The sequence below is a fragment of the Rhizorhapis suberifaciens genome (assembly GCF_014200045.1).
GTDB lineage: Bacteria > Pseudomonadota > Alphaproteobacteria > Sphingomonadales > Sphingomonadaceae > Rhizorhapis > Rhizorhapis suberifaciens.
Map to the genome: position 1 here is coordinate 104,666 of NZ_JACHOV010000005.1, position 21,512 is coordinate 126,177.

The window sequence follows — 21,512 nt, forward strand, 5'->3', positions numbered from 1 at the left end:
GACCGACCTGCAGGCTGCCGAGGGGCTCGGGGCGAAAGGGTCGAGATAAAGTCAATCATACTCTCTACCGATACCGCTCCGCCAACATTGCCCAGGCAGCCCTCATCCCCAGGGCGTCTCCACCCTTGGGCCGGCCGGGCTTGGCCGAAGGTCTCCAGGCAAAGGTGTCGAAGTGCGCCCATTTCGCGCCCTCCGGCACGAACTTCTGCAGAAACAGCGCCGCGGTCGTGGCCCCCGCAAATCCGCCTTCTCCAGCATTGTTGATATCGGCAATGTCAGACTTCAGCATCTCGCCATAGGGAGCCCAAAGCGGAAGGCGCCACACCGGATCGTCCACCTCGCCGCCTGTCCGCGTCAGCATGTCGGCCAGCGCATCATCATTCGTGAACAAGCCGGGCAGGTCAGGACCGAGCGCCACGCGAGCAGCCCCGGTCAGAGTCGCAAAATCCAGCACAAGTTCGGGTTTCTCCTCACCCGCTCTCGTAAGTGCATCGGCCAATACCAAACGGCCCTCGGCATCGGTATTCCCAATCTCGACTGTCAGACCCTTGCGGCTAGAAAGGACATCGCCCGGCCGGAATGCATTGCTGCCTATCGCATTTTCCACCGCGGGGATGAGGAGGTGCAGTTGCACCGGCAATCGAGCGCCCATAATCAGTCGCGCCAGGGCAAGAGCATGCGCCGCGCCGCCCATATCCTTCTTCATCAGGCGCATCGCGCTGGAAGGCTTGATATCAAGCCCCCCACTGTCAAAACAGACGCCCTTGCCGATCACGGCAATCTTCGGATCCTCCGGCTTGCCCCACCGCAATTCGACAAGGCGAGGCGCGAAGGCCTTGTCTGCCGCCCGCCCGACCGCGTGGATCATGGGATAGCCGCTCTCCAGATCATCTCCGCGCGTCACGGTGAGCTTCGCGTCAAATTCCTTGGCCAGCGCCTCGGCGGCCGCCTGCAGATGCGGCGGCCCCATGTCAGCGGTCGGCGTGTTGACGAGGTCGCGAACCAGCGCCGTCGCTTCGGCCAGACGCACCACTTGATCTATCTTGCCCGGCTCGCTGGTCAACAGCACGCGCGGACCCGACGCATTCTCATTCTTTCGATACCTGTCGAAACGATATTGCGCCGTCATCCAGCCGAATGCAGCTGGGCCTGGGGACGCCCCCTCCAGCCGATAAGCGCCCTCCGGCAGAGCCTCGGCCGCCTTGGCGAGGCACCAGCTAGACAGGTTTTCAACATTGGCGACTCCGATGACAACGGACCACAGGTCCGCCTTGTCGTCCGGCAAGATCGCCAGTTCGCCGCCCTTTCCACAGAATTTCTGCGCCGCCGCCGCGCTGCGCCGGCGTTCCGGTTGCTTCTGCAACCAGGCGGCAAACCCCTTTTCATCGATCAGGTAAATGGATCGCGCGGATTGGCCCGTATCGGGGCGCAAAAGGTCGGAATAGTCGGTCATCCCGCCAACCTTATTGCAAGGACCCAGGCGGGGGAATGCCCGATTTTCACGCAGGCATGCTTATGTAGCACAATGAAGCCCCGCCGAATCCTCGCAGAGCCGGAAACCTCAGCTTCCCCATGCGTTATCGAGGCGTCTATCCTTCTTCTGGAGCGCAGATATGAATATCACTGAGAACAAGGCGGTTCGTGCAGTCCGTGATCGGGCCCTCACATTGGCTGACACCGGCCGTTTTTATGCGGCTCTAGACGTTGAACGTGCCCTCATCAGTGAGGGATGGCCGAATGCGCGCCGCATGATGGAAAGCGAGCTATTCCGCCAAACCATCCACGACCGCTGCGCCGCCGCTCGTACGCCGCACTAGGCGCGGGATTCCTGCATCTGTCAGGTTCGTTAATTCTCTGGTCAATCGATTCGATCAATCAGTCTGGTCGCGAAACTTGGTTGGCCTGAAAGGGGTTTTTGGTGTGAAGCCCTTCACACCAAAACAAAGGAGTTTGAAATGCTTGGCCGTCAGGTACCCGATGTCGTTCTGAAAACCCGCGTTCGCGATGAAAGCATGGGGGGAGACAATCCTTTCCGCTGGCAGGATGTCCGTACCGGCGATCTGTTCCGCAACAAGCGTATTGTCGTCTTCTCCCTTCCCGGCGCATTCACGCCGACATGCTCCAACGAACAATGCCCGGCGTTCGAACGGCTTTATGACGAGTTCAAGGCTGCTGGAGCGGACGAAGTCTATTGCGTCTCCGTCAACGACGCGTTCGTCATGTACCAGTGGGGCAAGCATCTTGGCATCAACCGGCTCAAGTTGCTTCCCGACGGCTCAGGCGATTTTACTCGTCGCATGGGCATGCTGGTCAAGAAGGATCACGTGGGCTTTGGTGACCGCAGCTGGCGCTACGCGATGGTGGTGGACGATGGGGAAGTCGCCGCCTGGTTCGAGGAGCCAGGCATCAATGATGTCGGCGCAGATGACGACCCCTATCGCGAAACCCGGCCGGAATCTGTTCTGGATTGGCTGAAAAGTCATCCCAGAAACTGACGTCGTTCAATAAATCTAACGGCATCGCCACGAATGTGGGGATGCCGTCCTTGTGACACACTACCCATCCTTACCGTTGCGTAATCCGCCCGTCCCGCTTATTTCGCTGGTAGAGGTTCAAGTACAGGATGGGCACATGACCAGCTTCCAGGATCGTGAAAAGGCGTTTGAGGCGAAGTTCGCCCGGGACGAAGAATTGCAGTTCAAGATCCTGGCCCGGCGCAATCGCCTGCTTGGTGAATGGGCGGCGGAAAAAATGGGGCTGACCCGCGAAGAAACCGACGCCTATGCCAAGGCCGTCGTCCAGGCCGATTTTGAAGAAGCAGGTGATGAGGATGTGATTCGCAAGGTGCTGGGCGACCTCACCTCCGCGGGCATCGAGGCCGACGACTTGATGGTTCGTAGCGCTCTAGAAGCAAAAACCGTCGAAGCGCGTCGCCAATTCATCGAAACCTCTCAATAAGGACCGATTCGATGGCAATGGCCGCTCAGGAAATCGAAGATATGATCCGCCAGGCTATGCCCGATGCGGAGGTAGAGATTACAGACCTTGCGGGCGACGGGGATCATTATTCCGCCCGGGTAGTGTCAGAAAGTTTTCGGGGCATGAGCCGCGTCAAACAGCACCAGGCTGTCTATGCCGCTCTTGGGGGACGCATGGGCGGCGTGTTGCATGCCTTGCAACTCACGACGGCGGTCCCCAATTAAGCCACCATATTGATCATGCCCGGCACTGGCGGGGCCGTTAGAGTTATTGGAGCAATATATGACCGACGCCATACAGGCGCGCATTGGGGAAATCGTGAACTCCGCCGATGTCGTGCTGTTCATGAAGGGAACGCCGCTGTTCCCCCAATGCGGTTTTTCCAGCCGCGCAATCGCAATTCTCGACCATCTGGGTGTCGATTATGAAAGCGTGGACGTGCTCCAGGACCAGGATGTCCGCCATGGCATCAAGGAATTTTCCGACTGGCCGACTATTCCTCAACTCTATGTGAAGGGCGAATTCATCGGCGGCAGCGACATCATGATGGAAATGTTCGAAGCTGGCGAATTGCAGCAGCTCATGAACGATCAGGGCGTCGCACAGGCGAACTAAGCCGTCGGTGGCCGGCTTTTGCGAGCTTTTAGTGAACTTGCTCGTCCCGAGCCGCTCGCTTCCCTGAAAAACGGGCGCTCGGGCAAACTTCGGCCGATGGCTGAAGTGGGACGATGGCTTGGTTCAACCGTGTCTCGACTTTGTTCGGCGCTAACGGCCGTCAGCAATTAACGATGATCGTGATCTAATCCACCCTTGTGTCGTAAAGCACCTCAAACCCGCCGTAGATCAATCGTTTTCCATCGAAAGGCATTTCGACCTCACCCACCTTCATCCTGGGGTCTTCCATGACTTTCTTGTTTCCTTCGTCGCGCACTTCCTTTGAAGGCCAGACGATCCAGGAAAAAACCACGGTTTCGCCCTCCTCTGCAATAACCGCGGTCCGAAAGTCGTTGAGCTTTCCTTCCGGCAAGTCATTGCCCCAGCATTCCACGATATGCAGCGCGCCATGTTCCCTGAAAATGGGTCCCGCCATGGCGGCGACCCGGCGATAGTCTTCCTTCTTATCCTTGGATACCGGAATGACGAAACCATCCACATAGGTCATGATATCTCTCCTCAAACCTGCGGAACTTACTGATCCTGCCCGGCGCCTCCAGCCATTGCGGCCTCGACATCCATCCACATGACTTCCCAGATGTGGCCGTCCGGATCTTCAAAGCTGCGGCCATACATGAAGCCATAGTCCTGAATTGGGCGGGGCTCCCTGCCACCGGCCGTCAGCGCCTTGTTCACCGTGGCGTCCACGTCCGAACGGCTGTCCTCAGAAACGCAGAGCAGCACTTCCGTTTCCGTTCGGGCATCGGCAATTTTCTTGGGCGTGAACTGAGCGAACTTTTCATGCGTCAGCAGCATCACGAATATCGTGTCGGAAAGTACCATGCATGACGCCGTTGCGTCGCAGAAACGCTCGTTCGGCGTAGCCCCTACGGTCCGATAAAAGGCCGTCGAACGGGCGAGGTCCGTTACCGGCAGGTTGACGAAAATCATTTTCGACATGGCTCTCTCCTCTCTATTTCTTATATCTTTCTGAACCATATAGTTACTAAAAACAACTTTGTAATTTGGCCCGTAAGACGAGTTGAAAGCAACAGCAGACCAACCGTGTCGGCCTCAGCAAGCTTATGGATATAGTGGCTTGAAATTTTTGCCCCGCAAGGCAGGCGCTAGCGAGGGCCTGGATCGAACCTATAGTTCGCCGCGCGACCGGCGTATTGCAAACCATTTCTTCACATTGGCATTATGTTCTTCCAGCGTATCTGCAAAGATATGCCCGCCCTTCCCGTCCGCGACAAAGAAAAGCGCCTTGGTCGCGGCCGGGTGCAGCACCGCCTCGATCGAGGCACGGCTCGGATTGGCGATGGGTCCCCTGGGCAGTCCCGCCATGGAATAGGTGTTATAGTCGTTGACGGCCAGAATCTCCGACCGCTTTATGCGCCGGCCAAGAGCCTTGCCCTTGGTGATCGGATAGATGATCGTGGGGTCGGCCTGCAGCCGCATACCGATCCTAAGTCGATTGCTGTACACACCTGCCACGGTTGGACGCTCGGCGGGGACCCCCGTTTCTTTTTCCACAATGCTCGCCAGCGTTAGCGCTTCGAGCGGCGTCTTCACCACTATATCCTTGCTTCGCTTCGGCCAGAGCGCCGCCATGGTATTCTTCATGGCGTCCTGCATACGATCAAGGACCGCCTGTCGGCTTTCGCCGCGCTCATAGCTGTAGCTGTCAGGCAGTATGGACCCTTCCGCAGGTATGCCCACTGGTCCGGACAGATACTTTTCCGCCTTCAGCTTCTCATAAACGAGGATGGATGGCATTCCCTCCGGGATCGTCACAAGCCGCGCAACAACCTTCCCGCTTTGCAGCAGGTTCAATATGTCGCGATTGCTGGCATGAGCCGGAATTCTATACTCGCCGGTTTTAATCGGCTGGTCCGACCCAAAAATTTTAGCGCGAATGAGAAACGTCTCAGCCGAGGAGATAACACGGGATTTTTCCATATCCCGCGCAGCCGCCGTCAGGGTAGCACCCTCCGGCACGACTAAAGTCACGTCCGTCTCCGATGGGCCGGCGCCTGTCCAGCCCTGCACGAAGTTAAACGCAACGACCGCGGCGACGACAAGACCGGCAAAAAGAATCAGCCAGGCAAGTCGTCGCATGACAGATCAAATGGCCTTCATCACAAGGCTGGCATTGGTCCCGCCAAAGCCGAAGCTGTTGTTGAGTACGGCTGTGACTTTCCGTTCCTTTGCCTTGTGCGGCACCAGGTCGACGCCCACGCAATTTTCGCTGGGGTTATCGAGGTTAAGCGTCGGCGGCACAATCTGATCGCGGAGAGCCAGGATACAGAAGATGGACTCCACCGCACCCGCGCCGCCCAACAAGTGACCGATTGCCGATTTGGTGGAGGACATCGAAAGTTCGCCAAGGGCATTGCCGAAAAGGCGACGGACGGCGCCCAATTCCAACTCGTCCCCCAGCGGCGTGGATGTTCCGTGCGCATTGATATAGTCGATGTCCGACAGTGCCAGGCCCGACTTGCGCATCGCCATTTCCATGGCTCGGAATGCGCCAGAGCCTTCCGGATGCGGGGCGGTCACGTGATAAGCATCGCCCGACAAGCCATAGCCAATCACTTCGGCATAGATTTTCGCGCCGCGCGCCTTGGCATGCTCATATTCCTCGAGCACCACGACGCCCGCACCCTCTCCCATGACGAAACCATCGCGGTCCACATCATAGGGACGTGACGCGCGCTCCGGCTGGTCATTGAAATTGGTCGAAAGCGCGCGCGCTTGGGCGAATCCCGCAATCCCGAGCGGACAAATCGCACTTTCCGCGCCGCCCGCCAACATGACATCGGCATCGTCCATGGCGATCATTCGCGCCGCATCGCCGATGCTGTGCGCGCCCGTCGAACAAGCCGTAACAACCGCGTGGTTGGGCCCCATCAGGCCATATTTGATGCTGACCTGGCCAGAGATAAGATTGATCAGGCGGCCGTGGACGAAGTGAGGAGACACGCGACGCGGTCCTTTTTCGTGCAGGACGATGGATTCGCTCTCGATCCCAGGAAGGCCGCCGATGCCTGACCCGATGGAGCAACCGGCCCTCAGGCGCTCGGCCTCGCTCATGTCCGTAAGACCGGCGTCCTCCAGCGCTTGCCCGGCGGCATCAATGCCATAGACAATGAAGGGATCAACCTGCCGCTGAACCTTATGATCGACACGCTTACCGGGATCAAAGCCATATTCATGATCCGCGGGCTTCACCTCGCAAGCAATGCGGCAAGCCTGGTCGCTGGCGTCGAAGCGAGCGATCGTCGCTGCTCCCGACTTCGAAGCCAAAATATTCTTCCAGGTCGTTTCCACGCTACCGCCCAGGGGCGAAACCATGCCCAAACCGGTTACTACGACGCGACGCATATCGTGCTCCAATTCCATTCACTACGCAAAACGGCTCTCCTTCCACGGGAAAGCCCCGGGGCCGGAGAGCCGCTACGTTCAGATCATCGGCCCGTAATTTGGGTTCACACCGGCCAGATCAGCCCTTGTTATTTTCGATATAATCAATGGCGTCCTTCACCGTTGCGATCTTTTCCGCCGCATCGTCGGGGATCTCAACGCCGAACTCTTCTTCGAAAGCCATGACCAGCTCAACAATGTCGAGGCTGTCGGCACCCAGATCGTCAATGAAGCTAGCTTCTTCGTTCACCTTTTCGGCTTCGACGCCAAGATGTTCGACTACGATCTTCTTTACCCGGTCGGCAGTCTCGCTCATGTGAAATCCTTCTGGTTGGGATATGAATTTTTCAATCGGAATCGCCCTAGTGGCTGATTACGGGGTTCGCAAGACTATTTGCGGAAAGCCTGCATTACAGCATCGCCATACCGCCGTTGACGTGCAACGTCTGGCCGGTGACATAACCGGCCTCTTTGCTGGCCAGATAGGCCACGGCCGCGCCGATATCGTCGCCCTCGCCAAGCTTTCCTGCCGGGATCTTTCCAAGCAGCGCTTCCTTCTGCGCATCGGGAAGTACATCCGTCATGGCGGATTTGATGAAGCCGGGGGCCACGCAATTGACCGTGATGCTACGGCTCGCAAGCTCCTGCGCCAAGGCCTTCGACATGCCGACGAGCCCCGCCTTTGACGCCGCGTAATTGGCCTGCCCGGGATTGCCCGTCGCGCCGACAACGGACGTGATCGAGATGATACGACCAAAGCGCGCCTTCATCATCGGCTTGCATGCCGCGCGGGCCAGGCGGAAGGCGGCCTCCAGATTGACCCGTATCACCTGATCCCACTCTTCGTCCTTCATCCGCATCGCAAGATTGTCGCGCGTCACACCAGCATTGTTGATGAGAATATCCAGCTTGCCCAGCTTTTCGACTGCGGCAGGAACCAGCCCATCCACCGCCGCAGGATCGGAGAGGTTGCAAGGCAGGATCACATGATCGCCGCCTAGTTCAGCCCGGAATCCTGCCAGTTTTTCTTCGCTCGTGCCGGACAAGGCCAGCTGCGCGCCCTGCCCAGCCAACGCCTTGGCAATGGCCGAGCCAATTCCGCCGGTGGAACCTGTAACAAGGGCAGTCATGCCTGTGAGATCGAACATATATGTCCCTTTTTGCTGCATCATTCCGTAAAACGGAGCTGACCGATAAAATTAGAGGCTCGCCGCCAAGGCTTCGATATCGTCCATCGAAACGACGCTCGTGACCTTAGAATCCGGAGCGATGCGCTTCACCATTGCACCCAGCACCTTGCCGCCCAGTTCGACGAACTCGCCGACCCCGGCCTCAGACATGGCGGCGACGGATTCGCGCCAGCGGACCATGGCGGTCACTTGCTCGACAAGCCGTGCCCGAATACCGTCGGGATCGGCGATGGGCGCGGCGAGAACGTTCGCATAGACCGGGACCAGGGGCGCGCGCAGGTCCGCGCTGGCCAGAGCCTCTGCCATGGCGTCGGCCGCTGGTCGCATCAGAGGGCAATGAAAGGGCGCAGAAACCGGCAGCAGCACCGCTCGCTTCGCGCCCATCTCCTTCGCCAATGGCAATGCCCGCTCAACCGCGCTGCGATGGCCGGAAATCACTACCTGAGAGGGATCATTATCATTGGCGACCGTACAAACCTCGCCCTGTGCCGCTGCATTGGCAATTGCCTGGGCCTTTTCCAGATCCGCGCCGAGCAACGCCGCCATGGCTCCTTCGCCCACAGGGACAGCCGCCTGCATCGCCTTGCCGCGCAATTTGAGCAGCTTTGCCGTCGTCGCAAGGTCCAGCGCCTCCGCCGCACACAGGGCGGTATATTCGCCAAGGCTGTGGCCCGCCACGAAATCCGCCTTGTCGGCTAGCCTGATGCCGCCTTCCTTTTCCAGCACCCGAAGCGTGGCGATCGCGTTCGCCATGATCGCGGGCTGAGCATTTTCCGTCAGCGTCAGGTCGCTTTCGGGTCCTTCACACATGATGCGGAACAGATGTTGCCCTAAGGCGTCGTCCACTTCCTGGAACACCTCGCGCGCGATCGGACTTGCATCGACAAGCGCCTTGCCCATGCCTACAGACTGGCTACCCTGGCCCGGAAAGATGAATGCCCTCATTGCCCGATACTCCCTTTGCCCGCCCGGTTTGTTACACTTTGCGACACTAAATTCATTGTGGTGAAAGGTGGATTTGGGCAGGAACTAGATAGGCAAGGGCCGCTACGCAAGCGGGACGTGCCGAAAATTCGTTTAACCTCTTTCGGAGTCACCCAGTCGTGCGTCACACAGTTCTCCTGACCTTGGGACTTGCGGTTGTGACGGGCGGCTGCGCTGCTGGACCCGATTATCGAGCGCCGAACGAGGCCGCACTGGGAGTGCCCGATCAATATTATCAGGACCAGGGCGAAGCGATTACCGATGTCCAGCTTGCGAACTGGTGGAGGCAACTGAATGACCCAACGCTCAATGCCTTGATCGACAAGGCCATCGGAGCGAATCTGGAAGTGGCCCAGGCCAAGGCGCGCTTGCGTCAGGCCAGGGAAGCGACGGTGCAATCTCGTGCCGAATGGCTGCCCACCGTCGATGCGTCAGCAGGTGCAGGCCGTGATTTCGATAACGATGCAAAGGACAGCAGCCGCTTTACCCTCGCTGCTGACGCTGCATGGGAAATCGACCTTTTCGGCGGGATCAGCCGCTTGGTCGAGGCGTCCCGAGCCGATGCCCAGGCGACTTATTATAATCTTGCCAGCGTCCGCACCGCGATCATTGCAGAGCTCGCCACCAACTATATTCAGGCGCGATTGGCGCAGGAACAACTCGGCATCGCCCGCAACACTCTGGACATCCAGACGGAAAACCTCAACATCGCCGGCTGGAGAGTTCAGGCTGGTCTGGTGTCGTCGCTGGATGAGGAAAGCGCCCGGTCCCAACGCGCGCAAACGGCCGCCAGCATTCCGGCACTGGAAGCGATCTATCGTGGGGCTTTGAACCGCATTGCCGTGCTGACCGGCCAAGCACCAGGAGCTTCCACCGCGATGCTCGAAGCGGGTGGCCCAATCCCGACAGCGCCAGCCGGCCTGGTGACGGGCATACCGGGGGACACGCTTCGACAGCGGCCCGATGTCCGCAGCGCCGAGCGCACGCTTGCGGCGGAAACGGCGCGGATAGGCGTCGCCAAGGCCCAATTGCTGCCTACGTTTCAGATCAGCGGCAACGTCGGCACCAGCGCCCTTTCCCTGGGCAAGTTGACCGACGTCATCACCGGCGGATTGTTCGCCAACGTGGCGCAGGTGATTTTTGACGGAGGCCGGCGCGCTTCGGAAATCCGGGCGCAGCGCGCCGCGACGGAAGGCGCGTTCGCCACATACAAGCTAAGCGTGCTCAGCGCTCTGGAAGATGTCGAAAATGCCCTGTCAGCCGTACAGTCGGCAAGGGGACGCACCGAACAGTTTGCGATTGCGCTGGATGCTTCCCAAAACAGCGCACTTCTTGCCCGCAGCCAATATCAGGCTGGGCTTACCGACTTTCAAACCTTACTGACTGCCGAGCAATCCCTGCTCTCCGCGCGCGAGGGCCTTGCCAGCGCCCAGGCCGATCAAGCCTTGGCCTTGGTACAGCTCTATAGCGCGCTGGGCGGCGGCTGGCAGACGATGGACGGAACGACGCAATGAACGACGAAAGCAGAACCATAACGGACGCGCAGGAGGGCATCGACCTCCACGAATTCCTAGGCGTGAAGCCAGAGCAGCCATGGAAGAAATGGGCAGTTCGCGGTGGCATCGGTATATTGCTGCTGGTCCTCGTGCTTCTCCTGGGCCGTTGCTTTGCGAGCCGCGATGCCGCGCAATATGCAACCGAAGATCTGGAACGCGGCAATCTGGTTGTCACCGTTTCCGCGACCGGCAATCTGAAACCGATCAATCAGGTCGATGTCGGATCTGAACAGTCGGGTCTCATCACCGATGTTTATGTCGACGTGAATGATCGGGTGGTGAAGGGACAGCCCCTTGCCACCCTCGATACGTCACGCCTGGTGGACACCGTAAATCAGGCGCGGGCCGAGGTGGCTGCCGCAGAGGCGGGCGTAGGGGAATCTCAGGCTACCGCTTCTCAGACCAGGTCCAATCTCGAACGGCTGGAGCAGGTCTATAAGCTTTCCGGCGGAAAAGTCCCGTCCAAGACCGAATTGGATGCTGGCCGGGCCGACTCCCGCCGTGCAGTTGCAGCCGTGCGCTCCGCTCAGGCGCAGGTTCTGCAGGCACGGGCGCAACTTGCCACTGCACTGACCAATCTCACCAAGGGCCGAATTTATTCGCCCGTCACCGGCGTGGTTCTTTCCCGCGATATTGAGCCGGGGCAAACCGTTGCGGCTTCTCTCAACGCTCCCGTCCTGTTCACCATCGCCGAAGATCTTTCGCAGATGGAACTCGACGTGGATGTGGATGAGGCAGATGTGGGCGAAGTTAAGGCTGGGCAGCGCGCTACCTTTACCGTGGACGCATTCCCCGGCCAGACATTCCCGGCCCGTATCGAACGAGTCAATGTGGGCTCCAATTCCAGCGAAAGCGCCTCTTCCTCCTCATCCTCCTCTTCGTCCAGCAGCGCCTCGACCGGCAATGTGGTTGCCTACACCGCCGTTCTTTCAGTCAATAATGAAAAGCTGAACCTTAGACCCGGCATGACCGCGACGGCGGAAATCGTCACGCGCGAGGAGAATAATGTCCTTCTGGTGCCTAACGCTGCGCTGCGTTTTTCTCCTGAAAGGGCAGCTCGCGCGGGCCGCCAGAATAGCGGCGTCACCAGTGTGCTCATGCCGCCCCGCGGCCGTCGCAATCGGGGCAATCAGGAAGTCACCATTGGTCGCGGCAGCAAGCAGACGATCTACATCCTTGATGAAGATGGCCAGCCTCAGCCGATTCAGGTGCGCGTCGGCGAATCCAACGGCAGTCAGTCCCAAGTCACTGGCAAGGACCTGAAGCCAGGTATGAAGGTCGTTACAGGCCAGCTCGCCAGCGGAGAGAAGTGAGGCCGTGATGCACCCTCCCCTCATTTCCCTGCGGGGCGTGACCAAAAGCTTTGGCGAAGGCCCTGCCGCTTTTCAGGCGCTGAAAGGCGTGGACATGGACATCCAGCAAGGGGATTTCGTCGCCGTAATGGGACCGTCGGGCTCCGGCAAATCGACAACGATGAACATTCTGGGTTGCCTGGACGTGCCGACCAGCGGCAGCTTCACCTTTCGCGGTGTTCATGTCGAACGGTTGGACCGGGATCAACGGGCGCTGCTGCGGCGCAAATATCTCGGCTTCGTGTTCCAGGGCTTCAACCTGTTGGCCCGTACCACTGCGCTTGAAAATGTTGAGCTACCCCTGCTCTATCGCGGCGAAAGCAAGATGGCCCGGCATGAAGCTGGCATGGCCGCTTTGGACAAGGTGGGCCTGAAAGATTGGTGGGACCACACGCCTGCCGAACTTTCCGGCGGACAGCAGCAGCGTGTCGCTATCGCACGCGCCATCGTCACTCGCCCCGATGTGCTGCTTGCAGATGAGCCGACCGGCAATCTGGATACCGAACGATCGATTGAGATCATGCAGCTTCTGACTGACCTCAATCGCAATAGCGGCATCACCATTTTGATGGTCACGCACGAAGAAGAGATGGCCGCCTTTGCTCACACCATTGTTCATTTTCGCGATGGGCTGGTGGAACGGCACCACAAGAACGGGGTGAAGACGGCATGATAGCGACGCCATTCCCTCGGGCCGGAGAAGCGGCCTCATGCTAGGCACGACCATCGTTCTCGCCATTCGCGAAATCCGCCGGCACATCCTGCGATCCTTCCTCACGATATTGGGCATCGTCATCGGCGTTTCGGCCGTCGTGACGATGGTAACACTTGGCAACGGCGCCACGGCAGCGGTTCAGGAACAGATCAGCAGCCTTGGCGCCAACATCCTGCAGATCCGCCCCGGCCAGGGTTTTGGGCGCGGCGGTGGGGGACCGCGGCCTCCTGATTTCAAAACAGGCGATGTCACCGCCATCGCCCAGCAGATTGCTGGCGTGAAAGCAGTAGCGCCTCAGGTCCAATCTTCTGCGGTCGCTGTACGAAATGCTGCCAATTGGACCACGACTGTGAATGGCACCAGTTCGGCCTATTTCGCTGCGCAGAAATGGGATTTGGTCGCTGGCCGAATCTTCAATCCCTCCGAGGAACAGGCGGGCAAGTCCGTCTGCATCATCGGCAACACCGTCCGCGTGAACCTTTTCAACCATGGCGATCCCGTAGGCGAACGCTTCCGCATCAAGGATGTAAGCTGCGAAGTCATCGGAGTTCTTTCTGCGCGTGGTCAGGGAGGTATGGGCAATGATCAGGATGATGTCGTCATCATGCCGATCAAGACGGCGCAACGTCGCTTTGAGGGCAACCAGGACGTAGAGTCCATCACCGTTGCCGTCGACGATGCCTATGAAACCTCTGCCGTCCAAACCTCCATTGAAAAGCTTCTACGGGAAAGGCGGCATATCACGGGCGGCAAGCAGGACGATTTCAACATCTTCGATACCAAGCAGATCAGCGATACATTGCAGGGCACGACCAAGATCCTGACCGCGCTGCTCGGAGCGGTAGCGGCGGTCAGTCTGCTGGTCGGCGGTATCGGCATCATGAATATCATGCTTGTATCGGTGACCGAGCGCACACGGGAAATCGGCATCCGCCTCGCTATCGGCGCTGTTGCCAGAGAGGTGTTGTTGCAGTTCCTGGTGGAAGCGGTCGTGCTTGCCTGTCTTGGAGGTCTGCTTGGCATATTGATCGCGCTCGTTGCCAGCATGGTGGTAGCGCCGATGATCCAGGTGCCGTTCGCCTTTGACTGGCAGATCAATTTGCTGGCCTTCATTTTTTCGGCGGCGATAGGCGTTATATTCGGCTTTTTCCCTGCCCAGCGCGCCGCATCGCTTAATCCCATCGACGCGTTGAGACACGAATAGGGCGGGGCCTACTCCCGCGCGCTGTGCAACAGCCAGGCCGGCACCAGCCGATGACCAGTAGCGCGGTCCACAAGGGCCAGAATGTCCTGCACCATGTTCCATTCGGCGCGCATCACGCCAAACGCCCAAATTACCAATAGAGCTCCGCACATGGCCGCCGCGCTCCATGTGCCGGTTTGCTGGAACAAGACGAACGCAATCAGCAACGCTGAACCTGCTACATAATAGAACAGCCTTGTTCCTCCCAGGAAAAAAGGATGTTCGAGCGCCCGGTTCGCCATTGCAAGCCCAAGGACAAAGGCCAGAAGCTCGGCCAGGACGAAGCCGGCGACGATGCCTTCGATGCCATCTATCAACATCAACCCCGCAAATGCTGCAGGAAAGGCAATCATCCGCACCGCATTGCCGATCATGACAATATGGCTGCGGCCCAGCCCGATGGCCGCCGTCACCGGCCACATTCGAACAAAACGCGCGCTTTGAAGCGTGGCGATTAGCGCGATATCCAGCCACGCCACGGCAAACTGCTCGCCATAAAGCAGGGGCACAGCCAATGGCGCGACGAGAACAAAGCCAAATTGCATCGCCAGGCCGGCAAGCATCGTTTGCCCGCCGAGCGCTGCATAAGCACGCTTCCAGGCGGCAACGTCCCGTCTGTCGGAAATGCGCGGCAGGAACATCGTGGTCATGAACCGCATCAGCATCGCCGAGGGATAGTAAATGAGCAGGATCACCGCCGAATAATGCCCCAGCGCCGCTACGCCCAACTGGTTGGAAATGAAGATGCGATCACCCTGCCCCCCGATAAAAATCAGCAATCCATTGATCATCAGCGGCCAGGCAAATCGCGTAAGCCGGGAGGCATATTCGGAGGCATAGCGGGCGGCATAACGTTGCCGCGCCACCAGGTGCGACATGAGCACGGTCACCAGCGACCGGGCGATCAAGCCATAAAGAATGGCCGTAAAATCCCTCACCGCCAGCGCTGCTCCGGTCGTGACGATCAGGCTGACGACCTCTGCTGCCAAAACGATCCGCCCTTCGCCACGGAAGTCACTTTCGCGTTGCTGACGGCGATAGTCCCAGTGGACCAGCCCCATTAACAAAGGCGCGATGGCGAGCACGACAATGTCAGGCGCAAGCTGTGGCGCGCCCGAGAGCGATGCAATCGGACCAGACAATATAATCAGCCCCAGTGCGATCGCTATCCCCCGCCCTATCGATACCAGGTGCGTAAGGCCCAACAGCGCCCGATCATTGCCGTCCCTGTCCTGCACCAGAAAACGATCGCTGCCGCTGTCCGTCACAGAGTCGAAGAATTGCGCCGTCAGGATGAGAATGGCCGCAAGGCCGAGTTGCTCGGGACCCAATATCCGCGCCAGCACCGTATAGCGCGCAAGGGCGCAAATCTGGGCAACGCCCGATGCGGCCAGGAATGCCTTTGTCCCCCGCCGGGGCGGTTCCCTTTCACCAGACAAGCCTGAAGCGCTCCCGATCCATTTTCATTCCATCGCCTACGCAAAAAGTGGATGCAAATAAAGCTGCCTGCCGAAATGGACCCAATTGATATCGGGACCAGGCGCCCGTCCGGATTACAAGAGGTTCTGCAAAGGATCGGCCGCATGCCTGCCCAACACCCCTCCCGCATCGCTACCGTTCTGAAAAAATCGAGATCGGTCTTCACCTCGATTTTCATTTTGAGCGCCGCCCTCAACGTCCTGCTTTTGGGCGGTGCGCTCTACATGATGCTGGTCTATGACGTCGTCCTTCCGGCGGGCAGCCTGCCGACTCTCTGGGGCCTCCTCCTGATCGTTATTCTGGTCTATGCCTTCCAAACGATCATCGACATCATCCGCACCCGCCTTTTAAGTCGCGTAGGCGCCACAATAGACCAGGACTTGGGCCAGGACATATTCGATCTCGTCTCTCAACTCGCAATCGACCGTCCAGGAAAGGGAGAAAGCCTGCAGCCCATCCGGGACCTCGACCAGGTCCGGAATTTCCTGGCGAGCAGCGGACTTCTGGCCATTGCCGATCTTCCATGGATGATCTTTTTCATCTTGGTACTGGCGTTGCTGCATTGGTCACTGGGCCTGACCGTCCTTCTCGGTGGAATTGCCTTGCTCGCCCTGACCTATTCGACCGACCGCCTGACCCGGGCGCCTACCGAACTGCTGACGCACAACGCCAATCAGCGTCTCGCCCTTGCCGAAAGCAGCCGCCGCCATGCCGAAATATTGAAGGCGATGGCCATGGGACCGGACATGCAGCGCCGCTGGAACGGCTATAGCCAAGCCTTTCTGGGCGCGCAGCAGTCGCTGGCCGACACGGCGGGAACGATGGGAAGCATCAGCAAGATAGCAAGGATGCTCCTTCAATCTCTGGTACTGACGGTCGGCGCGATCCTGGTCATAGAGGGCAAGGCGACGGGTGGAGTCATCTTTGCCAGTTCCATTCTGGCTTCGCGAGCCCTGGCGCCGGTAGAACAGGCCATAGGCAATTGGCGGAGTCTTGCCGCTGCCCGGCAAAGCTGGCGAAGGCTGGAGCATCATCTGGCCGAGCTCAGTCCGGAACACATTCCGCTCCACCTGCCGACGCCCTCCAGGCAATTGCAGGTCCAACATCTGGCGGTCATTCCTCCTGGAGCGACAAATCCGGCTCTCGCGGGCATAGCGTTCACCCTCGCCGCCGGCGATGTTCTGGGCGTTATCGGACCAAGCGGATCGGGGAAATCGACCCTGCTGCGGGTCATGGCGGGCATATGGCCCCCCACCCACGGCCATGTCCGGTTGGATAGTGCGGCGCTGGACCAATATGCCGAACAACAGCGTGGACGCGCTTTAGGATATCTGCCGCAAAATGCAGAGCTGATCGACGGCAGCATCGCGGAAAATATCGCGCGCTTCATGGAAGGAGCGAAATCGGATCATGTTATATCGGCCGCTGAAATGGCCGGCGTTCACGAACTGGTGAAACGCATGCCGCAGGGCTATGGGACAACCGTGGGCCCCAACGGAGCCTTCCTATCGGCGGGCCAACGGCAGCGGATCGCCTTGGCGAGGGCTCTGTTTGGCAATCCCTTTCTTCTTCTGTTGGACGAACCCAATTCAAATCTTGATCCAGAGGGTGAAGCAGCGCTCGCAGCTGCCGTCGACGGGGTTCGCGAGCGCGGCGGGATCGTCATCCTGGCCGCCCACCGCAGGTCGATATTACGATCCGCGGATAAAATGCTGCATCTTGAGGCAGGTCGCATGAAATCCTTTGGGCCAAAGCATAGGGTGCTCGAAGAATTGGAGAGGTGATCTGCCCCCATAAGCCATACGACTTACCTAAAAAGAACCGTCCATAATGGACCGTCATGGTGGAACGAGCAGCCACTTCTTCACCCAATCTTTACCACATCCCGGCATCCTGCAAAGCACGCATCAACCTTCAGATCGGATTGAGATCATGGCGGCGCTATCCAGGGTAGATATCGAAACATCAGAGCCGCAGGCGAGCATGGCCGAGCTCATTCCTTTCCCCGCTACAGGAAGTCGGAGCGCGCGAGCCAAGCTGGAGGACATGGCCTCGATGTGCGTTGGTTATTTGTCGCTGCTGGGGTTTGTTTCCGGCATGGCGCTGCTCATCGTTCGCTAAACGTCAAGAGCCGATCAGACGACGAAGGACGGGCCACATGGCCGCGTCTGAAAGCAGCCACCAGGCCAGCGCCGCGACAAACAGCGTAGCGATGCCCAGGGCGGCGATCACGTCGGTCACGCTTGCACCGAGGGCCAGCATGACGGTGGCTGCCACTATGGTCAGGACGACGATGGCCGCATTCACGATATTATTGGCTGCAATTGTCCGCGACCGCTCTCCGGGGGGGCTGCGGGTTTGCAGTATCGCGTAAAGGGGGACGATGAACATCCCCCCGGCGATTGCAATTCCCGCAAGGTCGATGACAATCCGCCAACTCCCAGTACTTTCCATGAAGGCCGCAATGGACGCGCCGGGCGCCTCAATGACGAAAGCGTTTGCCGCGAGAGACAGGTCGATCATCAGGGCTGCCAGCGCCAGCGCCGTTACCGGCACATATCGGGCCGAAACTTCCCCCTGCAACAGGCGATTCACCAGCATGGAGCCGATAGCCACACTGACGGAAAAGATCAGCAGAAACAATGTCGCCACTTGCTGACTGGCCCCCAATGTCCCGCGCACCATAGGCGCAAGCTCAGCCAGCAGAACCGCGCCAACCGAAAAGAACCAGCTGATCCCAAGGATCGATGGCCAAACGCCTGGGCCATGGCGAGCGATCTTCAAAATCAGCCATGTGCTTTGGAAAATATTCCGGTTGATGCAAAGTTCGGGGGCCAGGGCGGGCGCGGATGGCACTGCCAGGCTTGTCAGGAAACCCGTCACTGCCAGTCCTGAGGCTACAAGCCCTGCTTCTTGCGGCGAGACAACCCCTGCCAATAGCTGTCCGCTCAGAACCGCGACGAAAGTCCCTGCCTCAACGAGCCCTGTACCGCCCATGATCTCATGGGGCCGCAGATGCTGGGGCAAAATGGCATATTTGATCGGCCCGAAAAAAGCGGAATGGACGCCGAGCAGGAACAGCGCCCCCAATAACAAGGGAATGGATGCTATCCAGAAGCCAGCGAGGCCAAGGCCCATGATGACCACTTCTGCGCCCTTCACCACGCGCATCAATTTCATTTTGTCCCAAGCGTCGGCACATTGTCCCGCCAGGGCTGAAAAAAGAAAAAAAGGTAGGATGAACAGGCCGGTCGCCACCGTCGCCAATATCTCCCCCTTGCCGGGATGGTTCACATAGAGGCTGAAATTGGCGAGGAACAAAAGGGAGAATTTGAAAAGATTATCGTTGAACGCACCCAGGAACATCACCACGAACACCGGCCCGAATCGGCGCTTGGCAAGCAGTGACAGGTCAGGTGCGGACATAACCGTTCCTCAAGTCACGGGATTATCAGCCCTAGGGATACGACTGTAAAGACGGGGACGAAAACCGATTTGGCAAAATCCTCCAGAACTCAGCCGCTTATTCGGCGGCAGCCACCATCTCAAAATCCGCCTCCGCTAGGAAACGTTCGGCATCCAGCGCCGCCATACACCCCATGCCTGCGGCCGTCACCGCCTGCCGGTAGATCTTGTCCGTCACGTCGCCTGCCGCGAAGACACCAGGAATACTGGTGCGGGACGTGCCTTTTTCGACCAGAAGATAGCCTTCATCGAGCGGCAAGATGCCTTCAAATAGTTCGGTAGCGGGCTTGTGCCCGATGGCCACAAAAGCGCCATCCGCCGTGACATGCGACTTCTCGCCCGTCACTGTGTCCAGCAGGTCCACGCCCACCAGTCCCTCAGGAGTCCCGCCGCCGACGAAACGCTCCACGCTCTTGTTCCACAACACCTTGATATTGGGGTGTGCAAACAGCCGATCCTGCAGGATTTTTTCCGCGCGAAAACTGTCACGCCGATGGATCAGCGTCACGTCGTGACTGTGATTGGTGAGGTACAGCGCCTCCTCGACCGCGGTATTGCCGCCACCGATCACCACGACCTTCTTGCCACGATAGAAAAAGCCGTCGCACGTGGCACAGGCGGAAACACCCTTCCCCTGCAGCAAAATCTCGCTTTCCAGACCAAGCCACTTGGCTTGAGCGCCCGTGGCGATCACCAGCGTATCGCCATAATATTCCACTCCTCCGTCACCGATCAAGCGAAACGGCCGCTTCGAAAGGTCCACCTCGACGATTTGATCGTACATCATGCGGGCGCCGACATGTTCCGCCTGGGCCTGCATCTCTTCCATCAGCCAAGGCCCCTGAATCACATCACGGAAGCCGGGATAATTTTCCACATCCGTCGTGATCGTCAGCTGTCCGCCCGGTTGCAGACCCTGAACCACGATCGGCGCAAGCCCCGCCCGCGCCCCATAAATGGCCGCGCTAAGCCCCGCAGGGCCGGAACCAAGGATCAGCATGCGGGTGGAATGGGTGGATGTCATGGGCAGCTTTCCGATTGTTGCTCTGTCGATTCGCTCAGATGCGGGAGATAGTGATTGGCGCGGGTCCTGCGCAAGCGGCGCGAACATAGAGTTTCTTTGCCGACTGGAAGCAGCCGCCTTTAATCCATGACGGACGGCAGATCCTCGAACCCTTTCCGCAAGGCTGCTGCCCAGCTCTGCGAAATTGCGCCGAACTGCGGATCGTCCGCCTCGATCCGTGTGCGCGTGCGGAAATCGAAGGTATCTCGTTCAATGATCGCAAGGTCCAGAGGCATGCCGACGGAAAGGTTCGACCGCAGCGTCGAATCCATCGACACGCACACTGCCTTGACGCACTCTTCGATCGAGGAGCCGGGGCTGATCACGCGATCGAGGATAGGCTTGCCATATTTATGCTCGCCAATCTGGAAATAGGGCGTGTCTACCGTCGCCTCGATGAAATTGCCGGCGCTGTACATAAGATATAGCCGCGGCCTGCCGCCCTTGCGCTGACCGCACACCATGATCGTGGCGTCCGCGGCCGATCCTTGCAATTCGATTGTATGGCGATACTTGCCCTGCATTGAGGCCATCGCCTCGCCTGTAAGCTGAGCGACGCGGAACATACTGTCACAATTAAGGATGGTTTCGACATTGGGGTCGTCAGCGGCTTTCTGGATGCCCCGCGCCAATATCGACTGGACCCCCTGAGTGATCGACAAATTACCCGACATCAATATGCCGATGGCGCGCTCGCCAGGCACTTCATACGTAAACAGCTTCCGAAAGCGCGAGATATTGTCCATACCCGCATTGGTTCGGGTGTCCGCAAGCATCACAATGCCCGCATCCACTCTTACCGCCACGCAGTAGGTCATTTTCCTCTCGCCTCGTGTCGTTGTTATTGCTGCCGGGCCTGTTCGGCCTCGTTGGGGCTGGGGTGCGCGATCCAAACGTCCGCGTCAATGAAGATCTCACCCGCGGCCTTGAAGGAACCGCATCTCAAAGGCCCAGGCGCGCCGCAATAACAAGGGGTGCAAACTATTTTCCCGAACCCTTGCCATTATTGTTCGCGCTCTTGGAATTGCCATTATCAGAACCGCTATCATTATGCGGGTTGCTTTTGGCAGCGGCGGCGGCAGCTTTTCCGGGCACTGAATTGGATGGCTGTGAGCTTTCCCCCGCGTCGGCTTCAGGCGCTGTTGGAGCAGCTGCTGCAAAAGCGGGCTGGCCTTCGGACGGCTCAATTGAGGCGAAAAGGCTGGCCGATCTTTCAAGGCTGCTGGCAATTGCCTGGCCCAGATTGAACGAGGCAAGGACAAGGCCAGTACCGATCACGCCGAGCAACAGCGCATATTCGGCAGCACTGGCTCCCGACCGGTCCCTTGCGAATGATCGCAACCAGGCCAATATCATTAATCCCTCCCGCTGGCCGAAGCCTAAGCAAAAATGCTCTTACGCGCGGT

General features: G+C 58.9%; 24 protein-coding genes. 11 read left to right on the forward strand and 13 right to left on the reverse strand.

From position 1 onward, the window contains the following. Nucleotides 1–64: 64 nt before the first annotated feature. A complete protein-coding gene (locus HNQ99_RS07750) occupies nt 65–1,453 on the reverse strand; it encodes a leucyl aminopeptidase family protein (RefSeq protein WP_184475069.1) in 1,389 nt (462 codons plus the stop codon). Between the two features lie 160 nt (nt 1,454–1,613). On the opposite strand from HNQ99_RS07750, the gene HNQ99_RS07755 reads away from it, so the two are divergent. The 5 genes from HNQ99_RS07755 to grxD all read left to right on the forward strand — a co-directional run bounded on the left by HNQ99_RS07755 (nt 1,614) and on the right by grxD (nt 3,594). Next, the gene (locus HNQ99_RS07755) at nt 1,614–1,817 is read left to right on the forward strand and encodes a hypothetical protein (RefSeq protein ID WP_184475070.1); all 204 of its coding nucleotides are present in this window, start codon (nt 1,614–1,616) and stop codon (nt 1,815–1,817) included. Between the two features lie 138 nt (nt 1,818–1,955). Beyond that, nucleotides 1,956–2,495, forward strand: coding sequence for a peroxiredoxin (locus tag HNQ99_RS07760; RefSeq protein WP_184475071.1), 540 nt, complete (start codon nt 1,956–1,958; stop codon nt 2,493–2,495). A 136-nt stretch (nt 2,496–2,631) separates the two neighbouring features. Next, a complete protein-coding gene (locus HNQ99_RS07765; protein WP_184475072.1) occupies nt 2,632–2,958 on the forward strand; it encodes a DUF1476 domain-containing protein in 327 nt (108 codons plus the stop codon). Nucleotides 2,959–2,969: 11 nt separating this feature from the next. Continuing rightward, nucleotides 2,970–3,203 (forward strand): BolA family protein, encoded by a 234-nt coding sequence (locus HNQ99_RS07770; RefSeq protein WP_184475073.1) that lies wholly within the window; start codon nt 2,970–2,972, stop codon nt 3,201–3,203. Between the two features lie 58 nt (nt 3,204–3,261). After that, on the forward strand, nt 3,262–3,594 hold the full coding sequence (gene grxD / locus HNQ99_RS07775; RefSeq protein ID WP_184475074.1) for a Grx4 family monothiol glutaredoxin: 333 nt from the start codon (nt 3,262–3,264) through the stop codon (nt 3,592–3,594). Nucleotides 3,595–3,778: 184 nt separating this feature from the next. Here the strand turns inward: grxD and HNQ99_RS07780 are convergent, their stop codons facing one another. From HNQ99_RS07780 to fabD, 7 genes are all read right to left on the reverse strand, one after another. After that, on the reverse strand, nt 3,779–4,141 hold the full coding sequence (locus tag HNQ99_RS07780) for a DUF1428 domain-containing protein (RefSeq protein WP_184475075.1): 363 nt from the start codon (nt 4,139–4,141) through the stop codon (nt 3,779–3,781). Between the two features lie 26 nt (nt 4,142–4,167). Next, nucleotides 4,168–4,593: a VOC family protein gene (locus tag HNQ99_RS07785; RefSeq protein ID WP_184475076.1), complete on the reverse strand. Its 426-nt coding sequence runs from the start codon at nt 4,591–4,593 to the stop codon at nt 4,168–4,170. Nucleotides 4,594–4,782: 189 nt separating this feature from the next. Further along, on the reverse strand, nt 4,783–5,754 hold the full coding sequence (gene mltG / locus HNQ99_RS07790; protein WP_184475077.1) for an endolytic transglycosylase MltG: 972 nt from the start codon (nt 5,752–5,754) through the stop codon (nt 4,783–4,785). 6 nt (nt 5,755–5,760) lie between these two features. After that, complete coding sequence (gene fabF, locus HNQ99_RS07795) at nt 5,761–7,020, reverse strand: beta-ketoacyl-ACP synthase II (RefSeq protein ID WP_184475078.1); 1,260 nt, start codon at nt 7,018–7,020, stop codon at nt 5,761–5,763. 118 nt (nt 7,021–7,138) lie between these two features. Continuing rightward, nucleotides 7,139–7,375, reverse strand: a complete 237-nt coding sequence (locus HNQ99_RS07800; RefSeq protein WP_184475079.1) for an acyl carrier protein — start codon at nt 7,373–7,375, stop codon at nt 7,139–7,141. 94 nt (nt 7,376–7,469) lie between these two features. After that, nucleotides 7,470–8,207, reverse strand: a complete 738-nt coding sequence (fabG, locus tag HNQ99_RS07805) for a 3-oxoacyl-[acyl-carrier-protein] reductase (RefSeq protein WP_184475080.1) — start codon at nt 8,205–8,207, stop codon at nt 7,470–7,472. Nucleotides 8,208–8,258: 51 nt separating this feature from the next. After that, nucleotides 8,259–9,194 carry an ACP S-malonyltransferase gene (fabD, locus tag HNQ99_RS07810; protein ID WP_184475081.1) on the reverse strand — a complete coding sequence of 312 codons (936 nt, stop codon included), beginning with the start codon at nt 9,192–9,194 and terminating at the stop codon, nt 8,259–8,261. A 158-nt stretch (nt 9,195–9,352) separates the two neighbouring features. Here fabD and HNQ99_RS07815 point away from each other — a divergent pair, with 158 nt between their 5' ends. The 4 genes from HNQ99_RS07815 to HNQ99_RS07830 are packed head-to-tail and all read left to right on the forward strand — an operon-like array spanning nt 9,353 to nt 14,060. After that, nucleotides 9,353–10,747 carry an efflux transporter outer membrane subunit gene (locus HNQ99_RS07815; protein ID WP_184475082.1) on the forward strand — a complete coding sequence of 465 codons (1,395 nt, stop codon included), beginning with the start codon at nt 9,353–9,355 and terminating at the stop codon, nt 10,745–10,747. Further along, the gene (locus tag HNQ99_RS07820) at nt 10,744–12,102 is read left to right on the forward strand and encodes an efflux RND transporter periplasmic adaptor subunit (RefSeq protein WP_184475083.1); all 1,359 of its coding nucleotides are present in this window, start codon (nt 10,744–10,746) and stop codon (nt 12,100–12,102) included. Before HNQ99_RS07815 ends, HNQ99_RS07820 begins: the two co-directional genes overlap by 4 nt. A gap of 7 nt (nt 12,103–12,109) precedes the next feature. Beyond that, nucleotides 12,110–12,814, forward strand: coding sequence for an ABC transporter ATP-binding protein (locus HNQ99_RS07825; protein WP_221232623.1), 705 nt, complete (start codon nt 12,110–12,112; stop codon nt 12,812–12,814). A 37-nt stretch (nt 12,815–12,851) separates the two neighbouring features. Further along, entirely contained in the window at nt 12,852–14,060 is a 1,209-nt protein-coding gene (locus HNQ99_RS07830) for an ABC transporter permease (RefSeq protein WP_184475085.1), read from the forward strand. A gap of 8 nt (nt 14,061–14,068) precedes the next feature. On the opposite strand, the gene HNQ99_RS07835 is transcribed toward HNQ99_RS07830, so the two are convergent. Next, nucleotides 14,069–15,538 (reverse strand): oligosaccharide flippase family protein, encoded by a 1,470-nt coding sequence (locus tag HNQ99_RS07835; protein ID WP_184475086.1) that lies wholly within the window; start codon nt 15,536–15,538, stop codon nt 14,069–14,071. A gap of 144 nt (nt 15,539–15,682) precedes the next feature. On the opposite strand from HNQ99_RS07835, the gene HNQ99_RS07840 reads away from it, so the two are divergent. Together HNQ99_RS07840 and HNQ99_RS07845 are read left to right on the forward strand one after the other, a co-directional pair. Next, nucleotides 15,683–17,362 (forward strand): type I secretion system permease/ATPase, encoded by a 1,680-nt coding sequence (locus HNQ99_RS07840; protein WP_184475087.1) that lies wholly within the window; start codon nt 15,683–15,685, stop codon nt 17,360–17,362. Between the two features lie 148 nt (nt 17,363–17,510). Continuing rightward, a complete protein-coding gene (locus HNQ99_RS07845; protein ID WP_184475088.1) occupies nt 17,511–17,699 on the forward strand; it encodes a hypothetical protein in 189 nt (62 codons plus the stop codon). 3 nt (nt 17,700–17,702) lie between these two features. Here HNQ99_RS07845 and HNQ99_RS07850 read toward each other — a convergent pair whose 3' ends face one another. The 4 genes from HNQ99_RS07850 to HNQ99_RS07865 form a co-directional block, all read right to left on the reverse strand. Continuing rightward, nucleotides 17,703–19,004 (reverse strand): MFS transporter, encoded by a 1,302-nt coding sequence (locus tag HNQ99_RS07850; RefSeq protein ID WP_246414791.1) that lies wholly within the window; start codon nt 19,002–19,004, stop codon nt 17,703–17,705. A 97-nt stretch (nt 19,005–19,101) separates the two neighbouring features. Then, nucleotides 19,102–20,067 (reverse strand): thioredoxin-disulfide reductase, encoded by a 966-nt coding sequence (gene trxB, locus HNQ99_RS07855; RefSeq protein WP_184475089.1) that lies wholly within the window; start codon nt 20,065–20,067, stop codon nt 19,102–19,104. A 119-nt stretch (nt 20,068–20,186) separates the two neighbouring features. After that, nucleotides 20,187–20,924, reverse strand: coding sequence for a peptidase (locus HNQ99_RS07860; protein WP_184475090.1), 738 nt, complete (start codon nt 20,922–20,924; stop codon nt 20,187–20,189). A gap of 163 nt (nt 20,925–21,087) precedes the next feature. Next, nucleotides 21,088–21,462, reverse strand: coding sequence for a Flp family type IVb pilin (locus tag HNQ99_RS07865; protein ID WP_184475091.1), 375 nt, complete (start codon nt 21,460–21,462; stop codon nt 21,088–21,090). Between the last annotated feature and the right edge of the window lie 50 nt (nt 21,463–21,512).

Bases quoted from the DNA above. Each gene is read 5' to 3' on its own strand.
- HNQ99_RS07750 (WP_184475069.1), bottom strand. From the start codon at position 1,453: ATGACCGACTATTCCGACCTTTTGCGCCCCGATACGGGCCAATCCGCG.
- HNQ99_RS07755 (WP_184475070.1), top strand. From the start codon at position 1,614: ATGAATATCACTGAGAACAAGGCGGTTCGTGCAGTCCGTGATCGGGCC.
- HNQ99_RS07760 (WP_184475071.1), top strand. From the start codon at position 1,956: ATGCTTGGCCGTCAGGTACCCGATGTCGTTCTGAAAACCCGCGTTCGC.
- HNQ99_RS07765 (WP_184475072.1), top strand. From the start codon at position 2,632: ATGACCAGCTTCCAGGATCGTGAAAAGGCGTTTGAGGCGAAGTTCGCC.
- HNQ99_RS07770 (WP_184475073.1), top strand. From the start codon at position 2,970: ATGGCAATGGCCGCTCAGGAAATCGAAGATATGATCCGCCAGGCTATG.
- grxD (WP_184475074.1), top strand. From the start codon at position 3,262: ATGACCGACGCCATACAGGCGCGCATTGGGGAAATCGTGAACTCCGCC.
- HNQ99_RS07780 (WP_184475075.1), bottom strand. From the start codon at position 4,141: ATGACCTATGTGGATGGTTTCGTCATTCCGGTATCCAAGGATAAGAAG.
- HNQ99_RS07785 (WP_184475076.1), bottom strand. From the start codon at position 4,593: ATGTCGAAAATGATTTTCGTCAACCTGCCGGTAACGGACCTCGCCCGT.
- mltG (WP_184475077.1), bottom strand. From the start codon at position 5,754: ATGCGACGACTTGCCTGGCTGATTCTTTTTGCCGGTCTTGTCGTCGCC.
- fabF (WP_184475078.1), bottom strand. From the start codon at position 7,020: ATGCGTCGCGTCGTAGTAACCGGTTTGGGCATGGTTTCGCCCCTGGGC.
- HNQ99_RS07800 (WP_184475079.1), bottom strand. From the start codon at position 7,375: ATGAGCGAGACTGCCGACCGGGTAAAGAAGATCGTAGTCGAACATCTT.
- fabG (WP_184475080.1), bottom strand. From the start codon at position 8,207: ATGTTCGATCTCACAGGCATGACTGCCCTTGTTACAGGTTCCACCGGC.
- fabD (WP_184475081.1), bottom strand. From the start codon at position 9,194: ATGAGGGCATTCATCTTTCCGGGCCAGGGTAGCCAGTCTGTAGGCATG.
- HNQ99_RS07820 (WP_184475083.1), top strand. From the start codon at position 10,744: ATGAACGACGAAAGCAGAACCATAACGGACGCGCAGGAGGGCATCGAC.
- HNQ99_RS07825 (WP_221232623.1), top strand. From the start codon at position 12,110: ATGCACCCTCCCCTCATTTCCCTGCGGGGCGTGACCAAAAGCTTTGGC.
- HNQ99_RS07830 (WP_184475085.1), top strand. From the start codon at position 12,852: ATGCTAGGCACGACCATCGTTCTCGCCATTCGCGAAATCCGCCGGCAC.
- HNQ99_RS07840 (WP_184475087.1), top strand. From the start codon at position 15,683: ATGCCTGCCCAACACCCCTCCCGCATCGCTACCGTTCTGAAAAAATCG.
- HNQ99_RS07845 (WP_184475088.1), top strand. From the start codon at position 17,511: ATGGCGGCGCTATCCAGGGTAGATATCGAAACATCAGAGCCGCAGGCG.
- HNQ99_RS07850 (WP_246414791.1), bottom strand. From the start codon at position 19,004: ATGTCCGCACCTGACCTGTCACTGCTTGCCAAGCGCCGATTCGGGCCG.
- trxB (WP_184475089.1), bottom strand. From the start codon at position 20,067: ATGACATCCACCCATTCCACCCGCATGCTGATCCTTGGTTCCGGCCCT.
- HNQ99_RS07860 (WP_184475090.1), bottom strand. From the start codon at position 20,924: ATGACCTACTGCGTGGCGGTAAGAGTGGATGCGGGCATTGTGATGCTT.
- HNQ99_RS07865 (WP_184475091.1), bottom strand. From the start codon at position 21,462: ATGATATTGGCCTGGTTGCGATCATTCGCAAGGGACCGGTCGGGAGCC.